Annotated in this window: 19 protein-coding genes and 1 pseudogene; 8 read left to right on the top strand and 12 right to left on the bottom strand. The window is 40.3% G+C overall.

Annotated features, from left to right (window positions below; all coding sequences use genetic code 11):
- Positions 1 to 78: 78 nt before the first annotated feature.
- Together C9J12_RS04170 and C9J12_RS04165 are read right to left on the bottom strand one after the other, a co-directional pair.
- A complete protein-coding gene (locus C9J12_RS04170) occupies positions 79 to 1,038 on the bottom strand; it encodes a sugar phosphate isomerase/epimerase family protein (RefSeq protein WP_107241557.1) in 960 nt (319 codons plus the stop codon).
- 8 nt (positions 1,039 to 1,046) lie between these two features.
- A complete protein-coding gene (locus C9J12_RS04165; RefSeq protein ID WP_107241556.1) occupies positions 1,047 to 1,751 on the bottom strand; it encodes a UTRA domain-containing protein in 705 nt (234 codons plus the stop codon).
- 125 nt (positions 1,752 to 1,876) lie between these two features.
- Between C9J12_RS04165 and C9J12_RS31585 the strand changes: the two genes are divergently transcribed.
- Positions 1,877 to 2,074: a transposase gene (locus C9J12_RS31585; RefSeq protein ID WP_107241555.1), complete on the top strand. Its 198-nt coding sequence runs from the start codon at positions 1,877 to 1,879 to the stop codon at positions 2,072 to 2,074.
- A 288-nt stretch (positions 2,075 to 2,362) separates the two neighbouring features.
- Here C9J12_RS31585 and C9J12_RS04155 read toward each other — a convergent pair whose 3' ends face one another.
- Entirely contained in the window at positions 2,363 to 3,268 is a 906-nt protein-coding gene (locus tag C9J12_RS04155; RefSeq protein WP_107241554.1) for a LysR family transcriptional regulator, read from the bottom strand.
- A gap of 224 nt (positions 3,269 to 3,492) precedes the next feature.
- Here C9J12_RS04155 and C9J12_RS04150 point away from each other — a divergent pair, with 224 nt between their 5' ends.
- Positions 3,493 to 4,587 carry an alcohol dehydrogenase family protein gene (locus C9J12_RS04150; RefSeq protein WP_107241553.1) on the top strand — a complete coding sequence of 365 codons (1,095 nt, stop codon included), beginning with the start codon at positions 3,493 to 3,495 and terminating at the stop codon, positions 4,585 to 4,587.
- Between the two features lie 321 nt (positions 4,588 to 4,908).
- Here the strand turns inward: C9J12_RS04150 and C9J12_RS04145 are convergent, their stop codons facing one another.
- Both C9J12_RS04145 and C9J12_RS04140 read right to left on the bottom strand, forming a co-directional pair.
- Positions 4,909 to 5,412 (bottom strand): glutathione S-transferase family protein, encoded by a 504-nt coding sequence (locus C9J12_RS04145; protein WP_227876267.1) that lies wholly within the window; start codon positions 5,410 to 5,412, stop codon positions 4,909 to 4,911.
- Between the two features lie 505 nt (positions 5,413 to 5,917).
- Positions 5,918 to 6,292 (bottom strand): VOC family protein, encoded by a 375-nt coding sequence (locus C9J12_RS04140; RefSeq protein ID WP_107241552.1) that lies wholly within the window; start codon positions 6,290 to 6,292, stop codon positions 5,918 to 5,920.
- Between the two features lie 334 nt (positions 6,293 to 6,626).
- Here C9J12_RS04140 and C9J12_RS04135 point away from each other — a divergent pair, with 334 nt between their 5' ends.
- Positions 6,627 to 7,502, top strand: a complete 876-nt coding sequence (locus tag C9J12_RS04135) for a GGDEF domain-containing protein (RefSeq protein WP_107241551.1) — start codon at positions 6,627 to 6,629, stop codon at positions 7,500 to 7,502.
- Between the two features lie 73 nt (positions 7,503 to 7,575).
- Here C9J12_RS04135 and C9J12_RS04130 read toward each other — a convergent pair whose 3' ends face one another.
- Both C9J12_RS04130 and eptA read right to left on the bottom strand, forming a co-directional pair.
- On the bottom strand, positions 7,576 to 7,932 hold the full coding sequence (locus tag C9J12_RS04130) for a diacylglycerol kinase (protein ID WP_107241550.1): 357 nt from the start codon (positions 7,930 to 7,932) through the stop codon (positions 7,576 to 7,578).
- A gap of 133 nt (positions 7,933 to 8,065) precedes the next feature.
- Positions 8,066 to 9,688, bottom strand: a complete 1,623-nt coding sequence (gene eptA, locus C9J12_RS04125; protein ID WP_107241549.1) for a phosphoethanolamine transferase EptA — start codon at positions 9,686 to 9,688, stop codon at positions 8,066 to 8,068.
- Positions 9,689 to 10,121: 433 nt separating this feature from the next.
- Between eptA and C9J12_RS04120 the strand changes: the two genes are divergently transcribed.
- Both C9J12_RS04120 and C9J12_RS04115 read left to right on the top strand, forming a co-directional pair.
- Positions 10,122 to 11,972, top strand: coding sequence for a hypothetical protein (locus C9J12_RS04120; protein ID WP_107241548.1), 1,851 nt, complete (start codon positions 10,122 to 10,124; stop codon positions 11,970 to 11,972).
- 99 nt (positions 11,973 to 12,071) lie between these two features.
- Positions 12,072 to 13,346 carry an SGNH/GDSL hydrolase family protein gene (locus tag C9J12_RS04115; RefSeq protein WP_107241547.1) on the top strand — a complete coding sequence of 425 codons (1,275 nt, stop codon included), beginning with the start codon at positions 12,072 to 12,074 and terminating at the stop codon, positions 13,344 to 13,346.
- Positions 13,347 to 13,508: 162 nt separating this feature from the next.
- Here C9J12_RS04115 and C9J12_RS04110 read toward each other — a convergent pair.
- Positions 13,509 to 13,727 (bottom strand): annotated as a pseudogene (locus C9J12_RS04110) (solute:sodium symporter family transporter); the annotation flags it as partial.
- Between the two features lie 562 nt (positions 13,728 to 14,289).
- On the opposite strand from C9J12_RS04110, the gene C9J12_RS30600 reads away from it, so the two are divergent.
- Positions 14,290 to 14,436 carry a hypothetical protein gene (locus C9J12_RS30600; RefSeq protein ID WP_170111713.1) on the top strand — a complete coding sequence of 49 codons (147 nt, stop codon included), beginning with the start codon at positions 14,290 to 14,292 and terminating at the stop codon, positions 14,434 to 14,436.
- 177 nt (positions 14,437 to 14,613) lie between these two features.
- A complete protein-coding gene (locus C9J12_RS04105; protein ID WP_107241546.1) occupies positions 14,614 to 15,279 on the top strand; it encodes a hypothetical protein in 666 nt (221 codons plus the stop codon).
- Positions 15,280 to 15,457: 178 nt separating this feature from the next.
- Here the strand turns inward: C9J12_RS04105 and C9J12_RS04100 are convergent, their stop codons facing one another.
- The 3 genes from C9J12_RS04100 to C9J12_RS04090 form a co-directional block, all read right to left on the bottom strand.
- A complete protein-coding gene (locus C9J12_RS04100) occupies positions 15,458 to 16,789 on the bottom strand; it encodes an SLC5/6 family protein (protein WP_107241545.1) in 1,332 nt (443 codons plus the stop codon).
- Positions 16,790 to 17,281: 492 nt separating this feature from the next.
- Positions 17,282 to 17,659, bottom strand: coding sequence for a RidA family protein (locus C9J12_RS04095; protein ID WP_107241544.1), 378 nt, complete (start codon positions 17,657 to 17,659; stop codon positions 17,282 to 17,284).
- A gap of 80 nt (positions 17,660 to 17,739) precedes the next feature.
- Positions 17,740 to 19,026: an L-cysteine desulfidase family protein gene (locus C9J12_RS04090; RefSeq protein ID WP_107241543.1), complete on the bottom strand. Its 1,287-nt coding sequence runs from the start codon at positions 19,024 to 19,026 to the stop codon at positions 17,740 to 17,742.
- 275 nt (positions 19,027 to 19,301) lie between these two features.
- Here C9J12_RS04090 and C9J12_RS04085 point away from each other — a divergent pair, with 275 nt between their 5' ends.
- Positions 19,302 to 19,709: an ester cyclase gene (locus tag C9J12_RS04085; protein ID WP_107241542.1), complete on the top strand. Its 408-nt coding sequence runs from the start codon at positions 19,302 to 19,304 to the stop codon at positions 19,707 to 19,709.
- A gap of 158 nt (positions 19,710 to 19,867) precedes the next feature.
- Here C9J12_RS04085 and C9J12_RS04080 read toward each other — a convergent pair whose 3' ends face one another.
- The gene (locus C9J12_RS04080; protein ID WP_107241541.1) at positions 19,868 to 21,766 is read right to left on the bottom strand and encodes a propionyl-CoA synthetase; all 1,899 of its coding nucleotides are present in this window, start codon (positions 21,764 to 21,766) and stop codon (positions 19,868 to 19,870) included.
- Between the last annotated feature and the right edge of the window lie 51 nt (positions 21,767 to 21,817).

Genomic DNA, 21,817 nt, shown 5'->3' with positions numbered 1-21,817 from the left:
TATTGCTAAATAGCTAATACTTTAAGAAACACTCATTCCATTTTTATTAATGGAATGAATATAATTTGAGTGTGAACTTTAATTTATTGTTTTGGCTAATTCATTACACAAGTTGCGAATATAAGTAATTTGGTCCAATGCGTGCATTTTTTCTAACTCTAGCCGCTCTTCAATATATTCCGCATCAGGCAGCGGGGTAGAACTAGCATCACGCCAAGGAATCCATGGGTTCCCTCCTTCATCATCAAAGCGAAATGCGGGTGCGTAATAATCAACTTCTTCTTCCAGACCAAAAGCTGTAATTTGTTGTCGTTCTTCACCCAGCATAAGTAATTTTATGAGCAACTCCTTGATCGGTAAATCACCTTTTCCTGTGTGGCAGGCTTCATGAGCCCAACCTGAACTGTCTCTGATAATTCGGGCATCTTTCACATGAACCTGAGTGATATAAGGAGCCATAGCATCAAGTGCAGGTAATGGTAATTCATTTGCATTTATCATATTTGCAAAATCAAAGAGTATTGATAGATTTTTCATTCCGCTATTCTTAACCAGCGTGACCAACTCGTGACTTTTAAGATCTTCATGTTGTTCTATGGTAAAGCTCAAGCCACAGTTGTCATACTGTTGTAAATACTCTAGATCGACTGAGATTTTAGCAAGGACATCATATAGATAACCCTCATAACGAGGATAAAAACGTACCGAGCTCGCTCCTGTAGCCCTTGCAATACGAATCGCCTCATCCAATGTCTCTTTATCAGAAGCACTAGTTTCAATATGGATATCCAAACCATATTCTTGAGCTTTTGATTTAAACTTAGTTAATTCTTCTAAACTAAGTTGTTGAAGAGACTGCGATTCACCATCTTCGACATGGATTTTCACTCCTCTTAAATCCTGCTGATGGGCAATATCGAGTAAGTCACTAGGTATTAAACGTTCATACCGCATATTTAGGTGGAAAGCATAAGCGTGTAAATACAATGGTATATTGCGAGCTCGCTCTGCAAGTAAAGAACGGTCAATGTTTTTCATGAATTTCCTTATAAATCATCAATAACTAATTCAACTGATTCGAACCGCCAATATTCTAAGTCGATTTGAACCACTTTTTTATCGCTTGTTGCGCGATGTTTTTCGATTAATATCCCAAATGAGTTTGGAGCGACCCCCAATTCCTTACAGGCAAATTCAGGCATATTCACAGGTTTGAATGACAGTTTTTTTATTGTTAGAGCTTGTCCATACTCTTCTTCCCATACCTTAGCAAATGACTTGTTTTTCAATTTATTGATAAAATCCGGTGCAAAATCAGCATCAATATAAGACTCATGGTAAAAAACTTTGTGTTTATCAAGACCACACCACCCCGTCACTTTGTATGTGTTTTCCTCTAGAGAAAACACTTTTTCTACTTCTGATGGTAACGATTGAGCTAAACCTTGCTCTAAGTATTCCCAAAAAGCTTGTCGTCCTTGTCTTATGGCTTCTGCATTTAAACTGGAGAGTGATTTTGGGTTATACACAAACCTACTAGGCGTAATAAACCAACCACTTCTATTCTTTCTGAAAATCCGTGATTCCACCTCCAGCTCTATTAGTACTTGTCGTAATGTCATTCGCTTAGTATCTAATAGTTCGCATAATTCCCTTTCAGAAGGTAATTTTGCCCCAGTTGGTAAGTTGGCCTTCAATAACCAAGCTTCAAAACGCTCACGAGTAGCATCCACATAATTAGTCTCTTTCACCGAAATCCTCAACTGGTTTAAACCAAAACATTGTGCGTAGGTTAGTCATATCAGTAAAATTCTCAAGCTCTTTCGAAAAAAAATCGTAATTTTGTGGAGTTTGTAACAAAGTGTTAAGGGGATAACTGAAAAGTCTTTGGAAATGCAAGACCTACTGCCAAGTGACCTATCGATTGGATACTTGGTGCCAGCTTGCATACGCTTCGAAGATGCTCAGCCTGCGTCACTTTCTTCCATGCTTAGAGATCCATGAGGAAGGCATTTATAATTACGCTACTTGCGGCTTAACCAGTGCCTCTATCGAAGCTGGCATGTATCCATAGGAATGTTGAGATGAAGATCGAGGGGGGGATTAGAGATGCCTAATACTTCAAATTAAAGATAATGCAGCTCTCTGTCCCTGAGAAAAGTTATTTTTTTTCGCTGTCAAGCTCATGTAAGCGAAGGAGAGCCTCTGAAGTAATGTGGTGATGGGTGGTGTTCCTGAGAGTCAACATCGCTCATAACTCCCATTTGTGAGCGTTGCGCAAAACTCTTCGGTTCAGGTGCCTAGTGTTTTTTTTTGTCCGCTTTCAGAAAAAGCGGGCGAGAGAATTTTGCTCGAAACTTCCCTAAACAGATGTCTTTCCTAACCGTTGGCTGGTGCTGGCTAGCCGCAAGCATTCTGCTATTTTAGTTAGTATTGGTTCGTCTATCATTGGTGAATTAATCATATTCATATTGAGCACTAAATTACTTTTTAAAATACTTGAAGATACCTCTTGGATTTTGCAAGCATCAAACATTGATTCTGGTAACAGCGATATGGCGAAACCGGAATGAACGGCGGTGGCGACATTTTCGAGTATTGAACTGCTAAATACCTGCCGATATGAGATATTGGCTTTTTTCAATCCACTGATACATAAATCGCTAACGATGCAGTTATCATCATAAATGGCGACAGGTACTTCTTTCAGTTCTTTCAAATTGATATGGGTAGAGGCTGACCATATCAATCGCTCACTCCAGAGCAATAGATCATCTGTGTAGTCTGCTTCCCCTGCAACAATAGCAATATCCAATTCGCCAGCTTCCAGCTTCTCTCGTAAGTTTCGACTACGGTCACAGACTATTCTCGCTTCAAGGTTTGGAATCTCACGGGTCAATACTGGCATAAAGTAATTTAAAAAATCTTGGGCATAGTCCGTCGGAACGCCAAAATTGAACTGACCGGACAGGTCTCGCTCATTTAATGCCGAAAAGGTTGCGTTATTGAGTTTCAGAAACTGTTCGCTGTAGCCGAGTAAGGTTTCTCCAGCATCGGTTAATTGTATCCCCCGGTTGCTACGTTCCATCAGCGTGCAGCCAACTAATTCCTCTAGTCTCTTCATCTGCATACTAACGGCTGCTTGAGAGCGGAAAATGGCTTCAGCTGCTTTCTTTAATTCTCCGGTCTTAGCGACCATGACAAAGGTACGCAATAACTCAAGATCGAGCAATAGATCCATTTTCAATCTTTTATCCATCTCAGCCATCTCTTATGCTTTATAAATTAGATACTTACGATTCAGTTCATAAATTCTGAATCGAAGGTTAACTATTATTCGTTTGGTTGAAGTATACGTTTTTTTTATAGTTATAGGTAGTTGAGCTGTTCCGGCTTTCAAGCGCTGATACGTGAAGAAAGAGTTGGAGTTGGAATAGCAATAATGTAAACAAGTTGTTGTCGTTCAATGAGATCGAGGAGAGTGATATCACAATGAACAAGCTACCTAAGAAAATGTCTGGCGTTCTATTGACTGGTCACGGAGGTTTAGAAAAACTGGAGTATCGCACTGACTTGCCAGTACCAACTCCAGAAAAAGGTGAGGTACTTATCAAGGTTGGAGCTAGTGCGGTGAACAATACCGATATTAATACCCGTATCGGGTGGTATTCAAAATGCGTAATAGAACAAACCAATGCTGGTGCTTTCGATGGCTTTCAGACTATTAATGACAATGATGCCAGTTGGTCTGGTATTCCAGTTAAGTTTCCCCGGATACAAGGTGCTGATTGTTGCGGTGAAATAGTAGCAGTCGGAGAACAAGTCAGCTCTGATCTAATTGGAGAACGGGTGCTGGTGCGAACTTTGCAACAATCGGGAATGACAGAGGCTGAGTACAGTTGTATTACTTATGGCTCTGAGTGTGATGGTGGCTTTGCCCAGTATACCAAGGTACTGGCAACGGAAGCGTTTCCGATTCGAAGCTCGTTGAACGATGCTGAATTAGCTTCGTTTCCATGCGCGTACTCAACGGCTGAAAATATGATCGATCGGGCCAACGTTAAACCCAATGATACAGTTCTCATTACAGGTGCATCCGGTGGTGTTGGGTCAGCTGCGGTACAATTGGTCAAACGACGTCATGCTAAGGTCATTGCTATCTGTAGCGAAAATAAAATGGAGCAACTTATTGCGCTCGGGGCAGATAAAGTGATTCAACGTGGACGAAACCTGCTTGATTTCTTGAGACAAGACTCAGTGGATGTTGTAATTGATCTCGTTGCAGGGAAGCAATGGCCAGAACTCCCCGACCTACTACGAAAAGGAGGCCGCTATACTGTTGCAGGAGCAATTGCGGGGCCAATAGTGGAACTGGATGTCAGAACATTATATCTAAAGGATTTGAGTTTTTTTGGCTGTACTTACCAACCTAGATCAGTGTTCGAGAACCTGATCCGATATATTGAACGTAGTGAGCTTCACCCCTTAGTCGCTAAACAATATTCATTGAAAGAAATTAAAAGCGCACAACAGGATTTTATGGCTAAAAAATTCGTAGGGAAGCTGATATTACTGCCGCCTCAGTAATATTGATTAAATTCGTTGACACCTTTGTTTATTTTCGTTTGCTCAACACAGTATATATGGAGTTGTCGAAGGACTAGAACGCTGGCTAAGCATATAAAGGATTGAACAAAAGTTTAAGTTTTCAAGATACTTTTCCTAATGTAAATCAACCTTGTTGGAGTCGCAACTCGAACAAGGTTCTGTCCCCAAATGAGCTAGTAGCTCCTCGATCCGTTCAGCCGAATTCGATGGCCGTAAAAAGCTCCCCTTCATCTATTGAATCTAGCCCCTAAATATTAGTCGTAATGGGGTCAGTTCAATACCTATCTAGGCTTTTTATATCTACGGTAGCCATTCGCTACTTTGTACTTGCGGCACAAGGCTAGCCACAGCAAGAGTTAGATGAACCACCGCAGCACGGTGGAATAAAGGCAACCAAGCCATATCTATGTTACCTAGGATATCGGCGCAGAAATATTGTGTTTTAGTATGACCTTTGAGGAAGCTTTCAACCTTAGCAAACTGTTTACGCATGAATTCTTGGCGTTCTTCAAAAATTTGTTGGTTGCCACTTTGCATATGACTGCACTGTTTAAGGTAAAGCTTAGTGCCTTGATAAGCCCAAGATCTCTGTCGTGCTCGGCAAGCTGACTTGTTTATCTCTGGTCTAAGCAATGGGAATTCATCATCTAGATATTCAGCAATAGCATCTGACTCAGATAATGGAATATTATCTTCTGTGATCAGCAGTGGCACTTGAGCGTTAGGTGCAATATCGAGAAACCATTTCGGTTTATCCTTAAGGCTAATGTATTCGATTTCATAAGGGACCCCCCTTTGCTTCAAGTAAACCCGTAATACGCTGGAGGTATGGACAGATTACATAGCTAACTACTTTCAACATTTTTAAGCCTTTTTCTCGTGAATGAGTTTCCTATATAAGACGGAGGAGGAACGAAAAAGACGATAATTACTGCGACTTTATTTTATATGCAAGATTATGAGATTGACTTAGAGAAGTTGAAGGGCCAGTACCACTCTAACTAAGTCATGTCTGATCCAGTCAGTTGAATCCCGCTTGCTAGACTCTGCCGTTGATCCCAACACGCAAGTGAAAGTCTGCTTATAGCCATTCAGTGACGATCAGTATCGTTCGCCTGTCCGCACCTATGCCGAGAAGGTCTGCCATCAATTTCCACTTCTTCTCGATTTCTTAGCCTTGCGAGCGGAGTTTTTGTTCGCTGAGATTCACTCCCCCCTTATTTAAAGCCGGCAATTTGGTTCAGTGTTCCTTTGATTGCTATGAAAATATATTAGGTAGTGTGGCTTAGGTCATAGAGGGAACCTTCTTTCAATCAGGTTCGTACATAATATGCAGCTTGTTGCCATCCAAGTCGCGGCAATAAGCACCGAAGTATCGTGGGCGATATCGGTAACCGGGGGTACCTTCGTCCACTCCGCCCAGCACTAGGGCTGTCCGGTAAAACTCCTCTACGCCATCGTTGTCCGCGGCCTTGAAGGTCACCTGGGTACCATTGCCGCGGGTCGCTGGCTGTTGATCAAAGGGTTTCAATATCCAGAAGCAGCTCGGGCCACCAGGAGACCCGTAACCGATCTCGTCGTCCTCTTCCATAGTGCGCACCATGCCCACCGTGCTCAGCAAACGATCGTAAAACGCCCCCGCATGGGAGAGGTCGTTGGTGCCAAGGCTAATTCCTAAAAGCATCGTGGTTTCGTCCTTAAATAATGAGATGAAGGCCGACTTGTTGAACCAGCCAGTACAGAGAGACTGTGTTTTATGAGCTTTGACATTTTTACTTTGGACATTAATGTGACATTTTACACTTGCGTTAACAACAAAATGTACAAATCAATCATATGAGATCAAATATAGCCACTACAAATGCAACTACTCGAATATATGCGCATAAAGAATGACACAAGATAAAATAAACACCGCGAGTATGATCAGCATCCCAATATTTTGTCACATTTGTACTTACTTACAGTAAGTGCGTGATATCATTAAAAAAAACAAATCTACTCAGGTAATAAAACACATGGGAACATTTCGTCAAATATTGGATGCACATCCAAACCCTTGTGTCGTTCATATCAATTTCGTACCAAAATATGCCAATGATGCATTCGCAGTTTTTAGTGGCCTTGAAACGGCCAAAGACGTATTGAATTTAGAAACGATTAAAGTCTTATTTGAAAAATCCCATTGGGCTGAAGCTGATCAGCGTTACCACAACGTAATTGAGTTGGGTATCCCTAGTCCGCGTCAAATCATTAATCATACAGATATGAATGGCAACCCAATGATCGCAGAAATCACAGACAATGTGGTTGACTGGGAAGGTCAAAAGGCACTCTGCACGTTTATTAGTGTCGTCACAGATCGTATCCAGCGAGAAAAGCAGCTCATTAACCTCGCCGCTCGTGATGAATTAACGGGGTTATTTAACCGTCGCTACTTCATTGAAACATACAATACTCTTATCAAGTCTGGGAGTATTCATGAGTATTCAATGGCAATTGTTGATATTGATTTATTCAAAAATGTTAACGACAGTTACGGTCATTTAGCGGGTGATAAAATGCTTACCCACATCGCAAATACTGTTTCAGAGTCTATGAATGAAGATGAGCATATTGCACGATTAGGAGGAGAAGAGTTCGTACTATTACTAAAAGAAGGCTCTCATGTTAAATTAGTTTCTCGTCTTGAAACACTAAGAGATACGATTCAAAATCAAAAAGTATCCGTTTTATCAACACATAACGTCCCTTCTGAAATTTCATGTACCGTCTCCATTGGATTAACTAAAATAATGAAAAACACCACCTTTAAATCAAGTTATTTCAAAGCAGATCGTGCACTTTACCAAGCAAAAAGAAATGGTCGCAATCAAGTCGTATTTGACCTGTGATAATTCAAACCATTTTATTTATATGTAGAACTATAAGGTTATTTAACTGCATAAAAACACAGTTAAACATTCGCTAGAGTAAAATAACCAACCATGTAATCGCGACGAAACACATTGAAACAAATACCGCAGCAGATCCGATATCTTTTGCACGCCCACTCAATTCATGATGCTCAGATCCAATACGATCGACAACCGCTTCTATAGCAGAGTTAATTAGCTCGACTATCAACACAAGAAACATGCTTGCAATCATTGCCAGCTGCTCAAATTTAGTCACTGGAAGAAAGCAAGTGACTATAGTCAGTACGACTAGCAGTACCGATTCTTGACGAAATGCCGCTTCATTTATCCATGCTGCTTTCAATCCTTGAACAGAATAACCAGCGGCATCAATAACGCGTTTTATCCCTGTAGCGCCAGGTTTCATTATTACACTCTCTATTATGAATAATACCAATCTATAATGGTACAAATGCTCATTAAAACCAACGAGCATTTTTTGCTAACTATCAAATACGGCTCGATATATATTTATCGAACCGCGTAAATATATACCCAAGTTACTTCACCGACTGTTCACATGTTAAAAATATATCGAGTTCTGGCTTATATTCCGCAGTCTTCACATCCATCATACCAAGAACAGAATGGAATAAATTATCTTGTGAATATCCCCCCGCTTCAGCTTCTTTACTGAGACATTCGCTGTCGATATGCTGGTCTTGTTGGAACTGTGGCGATAACCACATAATCATAGGTACTGTGGTTTGCTCTTTAGGGGCAAGATTATAAGGAAGACCATGCAGATACACCCCATTTTCACCAAGAGATTCACCATGATCAGCGAGATAGAACATGGCGGTATTATGGCTACTTTCGTCATTTTTTAAAATAGTAATAACGCTATTTAAAATATGGTCGGTGTAGAGAATCGAATTATCATAAGTATTTAGTAATTCTTCTTTTGAGCAACCTTGGATTTCACTCGTATTACACGTGGGCTTGAAGACTTTAAATTCATCAGGATAACGGTCGTTATAAGTCGGGCCATGGCTGCCAATTAAGTGCAGTACTATGACTGAATCTTGTTCTAAAGATCCGATATATTCTTTGAGTTGCTCAAGTAAAATGCCGTCATAACACGAACCCGAATGACATAAACTAGGGTCGATCTCGGCAGACATTTCGATGTGCTTTACACGATCACAAGCGCCTTTACACCCACCATCATTATCTTTCCACAATACATTGATGCCTGAATGCTGTAATACGTCTAATAACCCTTCTTGATGACGGGCAGTGGTGGCATTGTAAGTGGCCTTCGTCATATCAGAAAACATACATGGCAGTGAAACTGCCGTCGCAGTACCGCAAGAACTGACATTTTTAAAACTAATCACATCTTGTTGCGCTAATTGAGGGTTCGTTTGGCGGCCATAACCATTCAGCGAATAGTTCATTGAACGCGATGCTTCACCAACAACTAATACCAACACATTCTTTTTATCGTTCTTGTTGTGTTCATCAGCGGCATCATTGCCAATTTCAGTAAAGGGCATATCAGCTTCTACGAGTTGGTATTTACTATACCGAAAACCAGATGTTAGATAATTGGTTGGATTGATTAGGGCTTTTATTTCATTGTGATTCCTGACTAAAGAGGCATAATCTTTGTAGTAAATCATCGCAATAAAAACGATAACAATCAAAGACACTAAAATACTCGCAACCTTTACAGCCACTTCTTTTAAAGCAGATGATTGAAACACAACCCTAAAGCGATTCAGCAAAAATATAGGAAGGACGGTCAGTGTGATTACCCAAAACAGCAATGTGACAGAGAAGTAACTGCCTGCCTCACCCAAATTGGTTTCAAACACATTCACTATCATTCCATAGTTAAAATATGCCCCGTAGTTATACATTGCGTAAGTAGCAAAGGTCGATAATATAATGACTAAAGCAATAATCACACGATGAACATAAGGCCAAACTAGCAGGGTAAAAATAGCATTCATTATTGCTAAAACAACGATAGGAATTGAAATAACAAACCCAGTACTCGCTGCAGGTGTAATGGCAAATAAATCTTTAAGATGTACCCATAACGCTAGGTTCTGTAATAGCGTAAAAAACACCGCAATAATCAATGTATAGATAATGCTGTTAACGCGTAATTTCATATTTATTCCAATTTGACGGTTCTATACCCAAGCTATCTAAGTCAGTTAATCATCACATATGAAATATAAATCATAACCTTTATGAATACTTTACAGTCCGGATTATGAACAGTGTGCAGTGGGATGGGAATCGATAAATATTAGAAATCACAATACATAAAAACAATCTTAGTTTACTAATGTAATAACAGTATGCATAAACACAAAAAAACATGCATCAAAGCGAGTAAATCTATAGGTATAGTCTGTTGATTTATAAGTTTATTTTATCTAGCCTCAATGAAGAACCTGTAATCCAATACCATGCTGTTGAAATTGGCACTATTTCTCGGCTCAATAACACATATCTATACATTCAGTATAGATATGCATACATTTCACTTTTACACTCCTGCCGTTACTTACCTTTTCACCTCTACAATTAGGAATACCCATGAAATGCTTCCCACGCTCATTGATCAGTTTGGGGATCATGACTTGTTGCGCAGCCAGCAATGCCATGCCTCTTTCCTCGTCACAAACCGACAGTATTGCGGATCGCCTGCAATCATCTACCCCGTACTTCCAAGCTCAGTGCCACTTAACTGACACTAACAGTGTCATTCCAACCGATTGCCAATACGCCCTTTTAAATCTGACTCATCTTGATCCTGCGGCAAGAAGTACGTACACCTTGGCATTACTGGGTATGGGAGTAGAAAGCCCCTATCTCTTAATTACTCGACCACACGTTCTTAATAAACGTGAAATTTATTTACTTGATGCTCCACTGAATAATAATGAATTGGCCGACAGTGAACTGGATTATATTGAATCCAGAGTGATGAATGACCTCAGCAAAAATACACGTGTACGTCGTTCCGCTACAGCAGGTAATGCACCAAAAATCATGGAATTTGTGATCCACCGTCGTTTCAATGTGGAACGCCAAGGTAAAGGTAACGTGACGCTAAAATACAAAGTCCGTTATTACAGTCACTCACCTTTTTATGCAACATCCGGTGATAAAGACAAATATGTCGAGATCGTATTGGCTGAAGGATCGGGCGTTGATATGGGAATGGCTGACAGTTGGTCTGATATCTACCGTCGTTGGAACACCAATAGCAACACCAGCTATGTATATAACGAGTACTTGGATACCATCGATGTCGATATTCAGATCAACGACAAAGCTAAGTTACAATCGGGACAAATTTATTTAAACGACTTGTACCCTAGAATGCAGGATCAAGTAGAATCAAAAATTGATAAAGAGACCAGCACTAGCATCAAAATTGGTCTGGGTGCAATATCGCCCAAGTTTCCGATTAAAGATATTGAATACAGTTTCACCGACAAATACAGCATCACCAATAAAAAGCAATTTGGTTTAGTGACTCAAACCCGCCCAGACGGTTACAACATCCGCTACGAAAACAATAAATATGGGTCACAACTCGATCCGGAAAATGGCTTTTGTAATCTTGGTACAGCAGACGGATGGTGTTGGGATTATGACGAACGCCGCGGCAATCCGTGGAATTTCGATAAGCTAAAAAACAATAACTCCTTAGCCTTGAGTGGTCTTCGCCCTGACTTTGTTTCCAAAATAGCGGCTAAACCATCAACATCAGGCATCTCAACCATCGATCTAACCACCACAGTAAGAAGCTTGGCCTTATTTGGTCATAACCGCTTTTTTATTGGTCGTCGTTACAAATCTGGCAGCCAGCTCTATACATCCAATACTTCTGCAAACTCTAATTGGAAAGAAGACCGTAATTACGAGCAGCTAACGTACCGAGATAGCTTCCCAATCACCGTTGATTGGAACAGCCCATGGTTCCTCGGTGCCGATTCTGTCACGATTCAATCGACATATTTAAGCCAAGAGTCTCCGAAATGCCTTACCGTAGTGAATAACGTTGAAGAACAAAGCGATAATCTCGCATTTTCTGACTGTATAAAGGGGGCAAAATCTCAATCTTTTGTATTTGATGCAGCACACCGTTATCGCAGCGTCGCCAACACTGAACAATGTTTAGATACAACAAACGGTGTGCTTACACTTAGCAACGACTGTTCAGCGTATTATGCGAAAAACACTCAGATATGGTCGTGGCAAGAACCTAATAACTTTGCCAATGATGTGCTGTTTACCATCAACAATGATCGCACTATCAATGCTATCGACGCCTCGACGACTCCTCCGAGTATCCTGACAGTCAATGACAACAGCAACATGCCAAACAGTACGATTTATACCAGTCAATTTTCAGATTTCAGCCAAGTAAACCCATAACGATTCGATTCATTTCCACCATAAACCACCTCGACCATTCTTGAGTTCAGCGGGAATGGTCGTCTTTTATCATTACGTTCAACAGAAGCGGACAACTCTATGAAAAAAACACTCTTGTTATTCACCTTCTTTTTCTCTACGTTAGCCATGAGCGCCGATAATCAACCGCTCGACGCTCCTGTAATAGAGAATCTATCACCCAATACGCTCACTCCTGCCGCCATGACGGCAAAGCAAGGCTCACCAACTTATACTTATGTACGTTGCTGGTATCGTCCCGATTATACCCATGACGATCCGTCTACAGATTGGGAATGGGCAAAGCAGCCGAATGGGGATTACTTTACTGTTCAAGGGTATTGGTATTCTTCTATTTCTCTGAAAAACATGTTCTTCACGACCACCCCACAAACAGATATTGCAGAACGCTGTCAGGATACCCTAGGGGTAACGCATGATACGGCAGATATTACCTATTTCGCGTCAGACACCCGATTCTCGTATAACCACTCAATCTGGACGCAAGATACAATCTCACCATCAACAGCTATCAATAAGATCATCAGTTTTGGAGACAGTATTTCCGACACTGGTAACTTATTTAATGGCTCACAATGGATCTTCCCTAACAGTAATTCGTGGTTTCTTGGGCACTTCAGCAACGGTTTTGTATGGACAGAATACCTAGCCAAAGCTAAACAACTTCCCCTATATACATGGGCTGTCGGTGGTGCTGCTGGTGACACCCAATATGTAGTGTTATCCGGCATTCATGACCAAGTAAACTCTTATCTCACGTATATGAAATACACCAAAAACTATCAGCCAAAAAGCAGCTTATTTACCATTGAATTCGGTCTAAATGATTTTGTGAATTACGACCGTTCTGTGGCAGATGTCAGCGAAGATTTTCGTCGCGCGATGGAAACACTCACCAGTAACGGCGCTGAGAATATCTTGGTATTGAATTTACCTGATGCCACCAAAGCACCACAGTTTAAGTACAGCGATCCACAAGAAGCCGTGATCATAAAACAGAAGATTGAAGCGTTTAATCAATTTGTGGCAACGCAAGTCGCCATGTATAAGCAGCAAGGTGTCAATATTGCGTTATATGACACGTTTGCTTTGTTTGATGCAATGACCAGTAAGCCAGAACAATACGGATTCCGTAATGCATCTGATGCGTGTTTAAACATCAACCGTAGTTCATCCAAAGACTATTTAATGAGCCATGCGCTCACTAACGATTGTGCGGCTTATGGTTCTGACAGTTATGTGTTCTGGGGAGTCACCCACCCTACCACGCAAACCCATAAAGTCATCGCAGAGCAAATATTAAAAGGCACACTTGATATATTTAGTTTCCAATAACGTCATACGGAACAAAATAAAGCGCTATTGAATAAATAATACAAAGTGGAGATTAAATAAGACACATATAAAACAAAAAAGCCTGTCTCACAGGCTTTTTTCTTATTAGAGATATCAATCTAATACGTTAGATAAAAGCCTCCGTAGCCGCTAACCTACCGTTTACAGCTGTTCAACCAGTTTTTTTGCTTTTGCTCTTTTTGATATACGACCAAAAACACCCGCAAGCATCACGATGCCACACACGTCGTAGATTTGAATAATCGTTGGATCATTAGAAACAAAATCAACATTAGAGAACATGACATACGCACCCAGTACCATGCACAAAATGATAGCTGACACTTCAAAACAAAACTCCCATGGTGTTACATCAATACTTACAATTTTGATGTCCGTAATGAAATCCCTCAGAGTTTATTTATCAGCTTCAAGTTTTATATATGCTGCGAAAATTGGGTGCTGAGACGTCCATTACGTCACTACACATGTACTGATTAGTGAAAGTACGAATTAACATTTCTTATTAATCAGGCATATTCATTCACATTTATTATTATTTTGACATATACATGGGCAGTTATTTATTTATAATAGGCATGCATCAAGTGCCCAACTATCAATGCATATGAGTGCATGTGACATTATGAATAATGAAGAGGGTAGATATAGGTTGGACATTCTAAATGGTTAATATTTACTCTATTACATAAAAATAATGGATCACCATAGAGGTACGAGTTAATGCAATAATATGCACTTGTATTTGATTATTAATCACTTATGCAATTGTATTCATTTGTATTATAGAGAGCAGCTTTTAAGCAGTGCTTGCTTTTTCCCTATGCTCAGCATTTATACCTTCTATTTACCCAAGAACATATAAACCTTCAGTCAGTTCAGGACTACAAAACACTAACTAAGAAACAGAGTAAATATAAAAATGATTAAAAAAAGTACCATGTTGGGCATTGTTATATTGGGTCTAACATCACTTACAGGTTGTGGCGGCAGCGGCGGCGATGAAAATAGTACCGTCAACAACCGAAATGAAAACGTTGCCGATGCTGGTGCTGTATATATCTACTAAACAAAATACGCACTGAGCTGCACATAAGGTTAACTCACCTTTGAGTTCCCATTAAACAATAAAATTAATTAATAAGAGCCAATAACTCCTTGAGTTTATTGCTGGGCGTGAGGTAGTAGCTAACAACCACTCTTACCGCAACCACATAACATGATAATCAATAAAGAGGAATACAAAATGAATGTAAAGAACACCACCATACTGGCAATATCTTTTATTACTGCCACTCTGGTTGGCTGTGGTGGCAGTAGTGGCAGTAGTGATGATCCCATATTAATTGGCACTACTTATTTCTCCAATGAAGGAGGAATATTGTTAGCAAAGGGGAAGAACACCGAAGCGCTGTTTAATAATGTGCTTATACAATCATCTAGCACCAGCCAAGCTGGTAATACATTAAAGATTACCCAGTTAACTGACCCAACAGGAATAAGTGATATTAGCAATGACGAATTAACCGCTACCTACGATGGTAGTGGAATTCAGGTAACTGGTTTTAACACCACAACTTACCTATATCAGCTCCCAAAAAATAATCTCCAAGCTGGTGATTTTGCCGGAAGTTACAACAGTGATACGGCTAACTGGGTCATTAATAGTGATAATACATTTACTGCAACAGATAACACTACAGGATGTCTTCTCACTGGAGAATTGGTCTATGCTCCTATTCATTACATTGTAGGAAATACCGTCGCGACCAGTTGCTCTGACAGTCGATTCAATGGTAACTATCCCGACGGTTACGCCGTTTATGGGGATTTGCCAAATGGTAAAGATTGGCTGGGAATAGTAATTTGGAAAAATGGGGTGGCTATATGGGACCACGTACCGCTAAACTAACTCCTTCTTACAAAGACTTATTGCCTTTTTAAGGTTCTGTCGCATCTTAGTGCTTAATAAATAGCCATTGTTACAATTATCACCCTTTTTAACGAACAGATGACAAATCAACAGGCCTATCAGAGATGATAGGCCTGTCTTAACAGGCTTTTTTTATTAGAGATATCAATCTAATGCATTAGATAAAGGCAAGCAATGGCGAGATACACAATAAGACACCAGTAATGATAATCATATTTGTTGCCGCACCTTTATACTTTGCCAAATGCGGTACTTTATAGACTAAATAAGCTGGAATTAAACAACCAACCAAACCAAATACAGGACTACAGATTGAAGTGAAAGATAAAATAGGTGCATTTATCGCGATTGCTCCCCACGCCAATAAGATAATGAATACGGTTACCAGCTTATTCACTAGTGCTTTATTTACCTGCGACTCTTTATATTTACGTAATAAGATATTCATCGCCAAACCACGACATGCTTCTTGAAAAGCTAAGAACACGCCAAAGAATGAAGTAACAACAGCAAATATATTGATTACAATACCCGCAGTGGTTGCCCAGCTACCAGGAAAGTAATGCGCAATAATGGCTAAAGCTGAAATATTTTTGTGCATTGCTTCAGCGGCCTGTTCTTGGCTAATTGCCAAGGTAAATGACACAGCAAAGAAAAACACAATAACAAATAAAATACTAAAGGCAATTTTCATTGCTCGTGACGCTTTATAACGTGCCACTTCAATGGATTTTTCATGAGAACGGTACGAAATAACCATTGGGCTTAAAGATTGAATAAAAAGAATAGAGGTTAACGTAAAAGGTAAGGTAATAATCGCATCTTTAAGCATTGTACCCCACGCACCTATCTGTGGAATATTCGCTATATCCCAACGAGCAATCAACAGCACACCCATTACCGCAACTAACGAAAGTACCGTTACTGCCATAAAACCAGATAATTTAAACAGTAACTTTTCACCTTTCGAACCAATAAACGCTAAAATGCAAATTAATGTCAGTCCGTAAAAAATATTATCGTTTAAATGACCATCTGTAACGCCAAAAGAATGAAGATATGAAGCACTATCATTCGTTACCGCTAAAGAATACACCAGCACCCAAATGACCAACATGATGAAATAAAGTGCACCTAATGCTATCCCCCAGTTTTTACCCAAGTAACCCGTAATAACACCAGGATAGTCAGTACATTCTTTAGACTCAGCCAGTGTATTAATAAATAGCTTCTGAAATAAGTACATTGCTGGGTAGCCAATCACAGAAGATAATAGGAATACCCACAACCCCATAACGCCAACTTGTACAGGTAAGAAAACAATACCAGCACCAATTGCCATTCCTATACTCATAACAATCCAACCGACATCAACACTGTCGAATTTAATTGCTTTATTCCATTCACTTTCTGTCATGTTTGCTTTTTCGTGTAAAGCAGATTGTCTTTTTATTGTTGCTGAATGCTCAGCACTGCTTATATCAGCCATTTTATAATTCCAATTTATTAACAGGGTTGATAAATTCATTTTTTATTTCTAAGTGAAGCATACGCTTCGAATTAGAGAAAAACATTTCAATCTACCAATCAATAGTAGAAATGATTTCTTGTAGTTACTGCAATACACGAAAATAATCTTTCTTTTTGATTACAATCAAACCAGCATTATTGAGTAACCACAAAATATATGATGAAACTCTAATTTATCAATTTTATGTTCACTAAAAAATGACTTACATAAGATTAGCATCAAGATTAGTGTCACATATTTATCATTTAAATGAGAGGGCTACTATTTTCATATACAAAATACGAAATACGAAATACGAAATACGAAATAATTTATAGCCACAGTATTATTTCGCAAGATTATAAGGTGGGAGAATTTCAGTTATTAAATGACTTTTTTATCTAAGATATAAAAAAACCCGCAAAGTGCGGGCTTATTAGGCTGTTATTTAACTATTGCTGAAATAGCATTCTATTGAGCGACAGCTATCACTTCAATTTCTACTTTTGCATCAAGCGGTAATCGTGCAACTTCTACGCAACTACGCGCTGGGCAATTTTCACCGAAGAATGCCGCATACACTTCGTTAACAGTGCCAAAGTCATTTAAGTCTTTTACAAATACCGTTGCTTTTACGATATCAGCTTTTGTTAAACCCGCCTCATTTACAATTGCTTCAACATTTGCCAATGATTGCTTTGTTTGTTCTGCTACATCTTCAGGCATTTTACCCGTTGCAGGGTTTAACGGTAATTGACCTGATGTGTATAGCATATTACCGAATTTCTTTGCTTGAACATAAGGCCCAACGGCTGCTGGTGCGTTATTTGTATTAATAGTTTCTACCATGATGTCCTACTTACCTTCTATATTATTTAAAACGAGAATACATAGCGTTAGAATCGCTATCTTACATACGCGTTGTTATTTTATTTGTTTACCATGATATCTAAAATCTGTACGTCAGTCTGAGTCATTGAGCCATTTGCTAATGCAGAAAGATTACGAATAGACGCATCGGCATTATCAGCAACAATGCCTTCATTTCCCGTTACATAAATACCATCAAGTGCCATTAATGCAGATTTAACCGCAGAGCCTGCTGAAGATGATACCTTCATGGCACAACTGGTTTTAGCGCCGTCACAAATAATGCCTGCAATATCACCAATCATGCTGCAAATAGCATTATTGATTTTGTTAAGGTCACCACCAAGTAACCACGTCATTCCCGCAACTGCTCCCATAGATGCCGTTGTTGCGCCACATAAAGCCGATAATTTATTTTGATGACTCTTGATATAAATAGCGGTTAAATGGGACAGCATTAGCGCACGAATGGTTTTTTCTTTATCTACTTTTAAGAAATCAGCCACGACAACCACAGGCATCGTTGCAGCAATACCTTGGTTACCTGAACCTGAATTACTCATCGCGGGCTTCATGGCACCATCCATACGAGCATCAGATGCAGCTGCAGTTCGACGTAATACGTCTGTTAGCAAACCACCAGAAAGCAAACCACGGTCAACATTGCGTTGAAAGGTTGCGCCAATCTGCAAGCCGTATTTTCCTGTTAATCCTTCTTCAGATAATGCATCATTAAGTTCTGAAGCATGCTCAATAAAGCGAATGTCTTCAAGAGGTGCATTCAAGGCAAAATCATAAATATCTTCTAGTAACGCACTTTCAAACGGATTGGCTTTCTTCACGGAAGTAGCCGTATTCGCAGGTTCGGCAATATAGGTTGTGATGCCATTTTCTTCAATAGCCATTACATGGGTATGACTATCAGCAATAGTCACGGCTACAAACTCATCACCACTGGTAACCGTCACTTTAGCGTATAAAATGTTATTTACATCCGCCACACCAACATGAACATTACCAGCATCGATTAATGTTTTGGCATGAGCAACATCTTCTGGAGTGATATTCTTTAACACTTCAAGTTGAGCTTTAGCCTCTCCTGCTATCGCACCGACAGCGGCGGCAATTGGCAGACCAACCATTCCAGTACCCGGAACGCCTACGCCCATCCCATTTTTCATCAGATTAGGTGAAACCAATGCAGTAATCTTTTCTACCGTACCATTAAGTTTTTCAACAGCAATTGCAGCAGCTAAAGCGACAGATACTGGCTCGGTACAACCTAAAGCCGGTACGACTTCACGTTTAACGACATCAATAAAACCATTCCATAAATTCGTTTTCATTCTATTCACCTTAATGCGCACGATACCAAGATAACTAACCAGCAGTTAACCACTCGCTTAATATGGGATTAGAATAAGCCTTCTTTCAGGGAAAAGTTTCGTTTTAATTACTACTAAATAAAGAAAATAGAGAATATATTTCTCCATATAAAACATTAAGTAGGGCTTTATAGGTGAGATCACACTTCTAAATTGGAAAATAAACCCAAACACCTGCGCCCTATTTTCTAGATAGTCTATATTTTCATATGAATTCCTCTGTTGAGAAAAGAGCGATGAGTTTAACAATAACTAAATATGAACAAATATGGGTCGATGGTCTGAATCGGGGTGATGTATCTGGGGCAGATGAAGCGTTCGCAGAAAACTGCATTATCCACATGGCGGGAGCGCCAGATCCAAACCTTTCCGTTTCAGAATTCAAAGAGTTGCTCAGTGGCTTATTAACGGCTTTTCCAGATTTACATATCTCAGTGAATGATCAGATGGTTTCTGGTGACAAGGTCGCAACACGATGGACTGCGATAGGCACCCATACCGGCCCTTTAGGGGATTCACCGCCATCAGGAAATAAAGCGAAATTCGAAGGGTTAATCTTAGATCGTGTCGTTGAAGGTCAAGTTGTTGAGCGCTGGGAGCAATGGGATCAAATGGGCATGCTGCAACAGATAGGCTTAGCCTAAATCTGATTAAATCAAAGCGTTAAGAAAAGATAATTCGTCCACTTTACACTTACTGTGAAACATGACGATAAATACTTATAACGAAATAAAAATACACACTATTTACTAAAAATGATTGTAGATAGTGTGTATTTGAATTATCCCGAGCTGAGGTTAAATTAGTAAAGTGCCTTTTCTATTTCATTCAAGCTTGATGGATCATCGATTGTCGATGGCACGACATATTGTTCTCCATCTGCAATTTGGCGAATAACACGACGCAGTATTTTACCCGAGCGGGTTTTCGGTAAGCGATCGACAATTAACGCACGTTTAAAGCACGCCACCGCACCTATTTTTGCGCGAACTTGTTGCAATAATTCTGCCTCAATAGCGCCATTTTCAGAGACATAACCGTCTTTTAATACCACCAAGCCTAATGGTAGCTGCCCTTTTAGATCATCGTGTATACCAATAACAGCACACTCGGCAACAGCTTCATGGGCACCTACTACTTCTTCCATTTCTCCAGTCGATAAGCGGTGCCCAGCCACATTAATTACATCATCAATACGCCCCATCACAAACAGATAACCGTCTTCATCAATATAACCACCATCGCCCGATACATAATAACCAGGGAACTGGCTTAAATACCCTGATTCAAAGCGATCATGGTTACGCCATACGGTTGGTAAACAACTTGGCGGTAGCGGTCGTTTTATCGCAATATAGCCTTGTTCATTCATGGCTTGCTGTTCACCCAACTCATTGAGCACTTCAACTTGATAACCCGGTATCGCTTTGGTCGCTGAGCCCGGCTTTAAGTCAAACGTTTCTAGCCCCAAAGGATTGCCAGCAATTGCCCACCCCGTTTCAGTTTGCCACCAATGATCGACAACAGGGCGTTGGGTTTTGGTTTCTACCCATTCAAGGGTTGGCGGATCTAACCGCTCGCCAGCCATAAAAATAGTGCGCAGTTTTTTCATCGGAAATGCAGTGAGCAATGCACCTTCTGGGTCTTCTTTCTTAATCGCACGAAATGCCGTGGGGGCAGAAAATAAAATACTCACACCATACTCTTCGCACACTCGCCAAAATGCAGCAGGATCCGGTGTTTTTACAGGCTTTCCTTCATACATGATCGTGGTACAACCATGAATAAGCGGCGCATAAACAATGTAAGAGTGCCCAACAACCCACCCTATATCAGATGCCGCCCAATACACTTCACCCGGTTTTACATTGTAAATTGATTCCATGCTGTATTTCATTGCAACAGCATGTCCGCCGTTATCACGCACCACACCTTTGGGTTTTCCGGTTGTGCCTGATGTATATAAAATGTACAGAGGATCTGTCGCTTTTACTGGCACACAATCATGAGGTGCAGAACGGTTGAATAACGTTACCCAATCGATATCTCGGGCTTGATTTAAATCTGCAAGGCATTCTTTTCGTTGGAATACCACGACACTATCGGGTTTCCAGCGACTATCCATTACCGCTTGATCCACCAGCGGTTTATAAGGAATAACTTTGCTGACTTCAACACCGCATGATGCTGTTAATACGACTTTCGGCTCAGCATCTTCTATACGAACGGCAAGCTCACTGGGTGCAAACCCGCCAAATACCACGGAGTGAATCGCCCCTAATCGGGCACACGCTAACATTGCCATGGCCGCTTCAGGGATCATCGGCATATAGATCACAACTCGATCACCTTTTTCGACCCCTAAGCTTGCTAGCATACCGGCCGTTTTCGCGACTTGATCCCGTAATACACGGTAACTATAGCGCGCCTTTTTTCCCGTAACGGGGGAGTCATAAATAAGGGCGGTTTGATCACCTCGGCCATTATCGACATGATAATCTAATGCTAAGTACGCAGTATTGAGCTCACCGTCGGCAAACCACCGCTCTATACCGTGTTCATCATTGCTTAGTATTGTTTCGGGAAATCGAAACCAAGAAATAGACTGTGCTTGTTGTTTCCAAAAGAGTTCTGGCTCGGTAGCGGCAAAATCAAATGCATCCTGATAGGCTGACATAGTGGTCTCCTTTCGCCTATTCAAGTGGGCTGGTAGGCGTAATATCTACATACCTACCAGCAGAGTTAAAACGCG

Source organism: Photobacterium frigidiphilum, assembly GCF_003025615.1.
Lineage (GTDB): Bacteria > Pseudomonadota > Gammaproteobacteria > Enterobacterales > Vibrionaceae > Photobacterium > Photobacterium frigidiphilum.
This window is presented reverse-complemented; position numbering and strand designations above follow the sequence as displayed.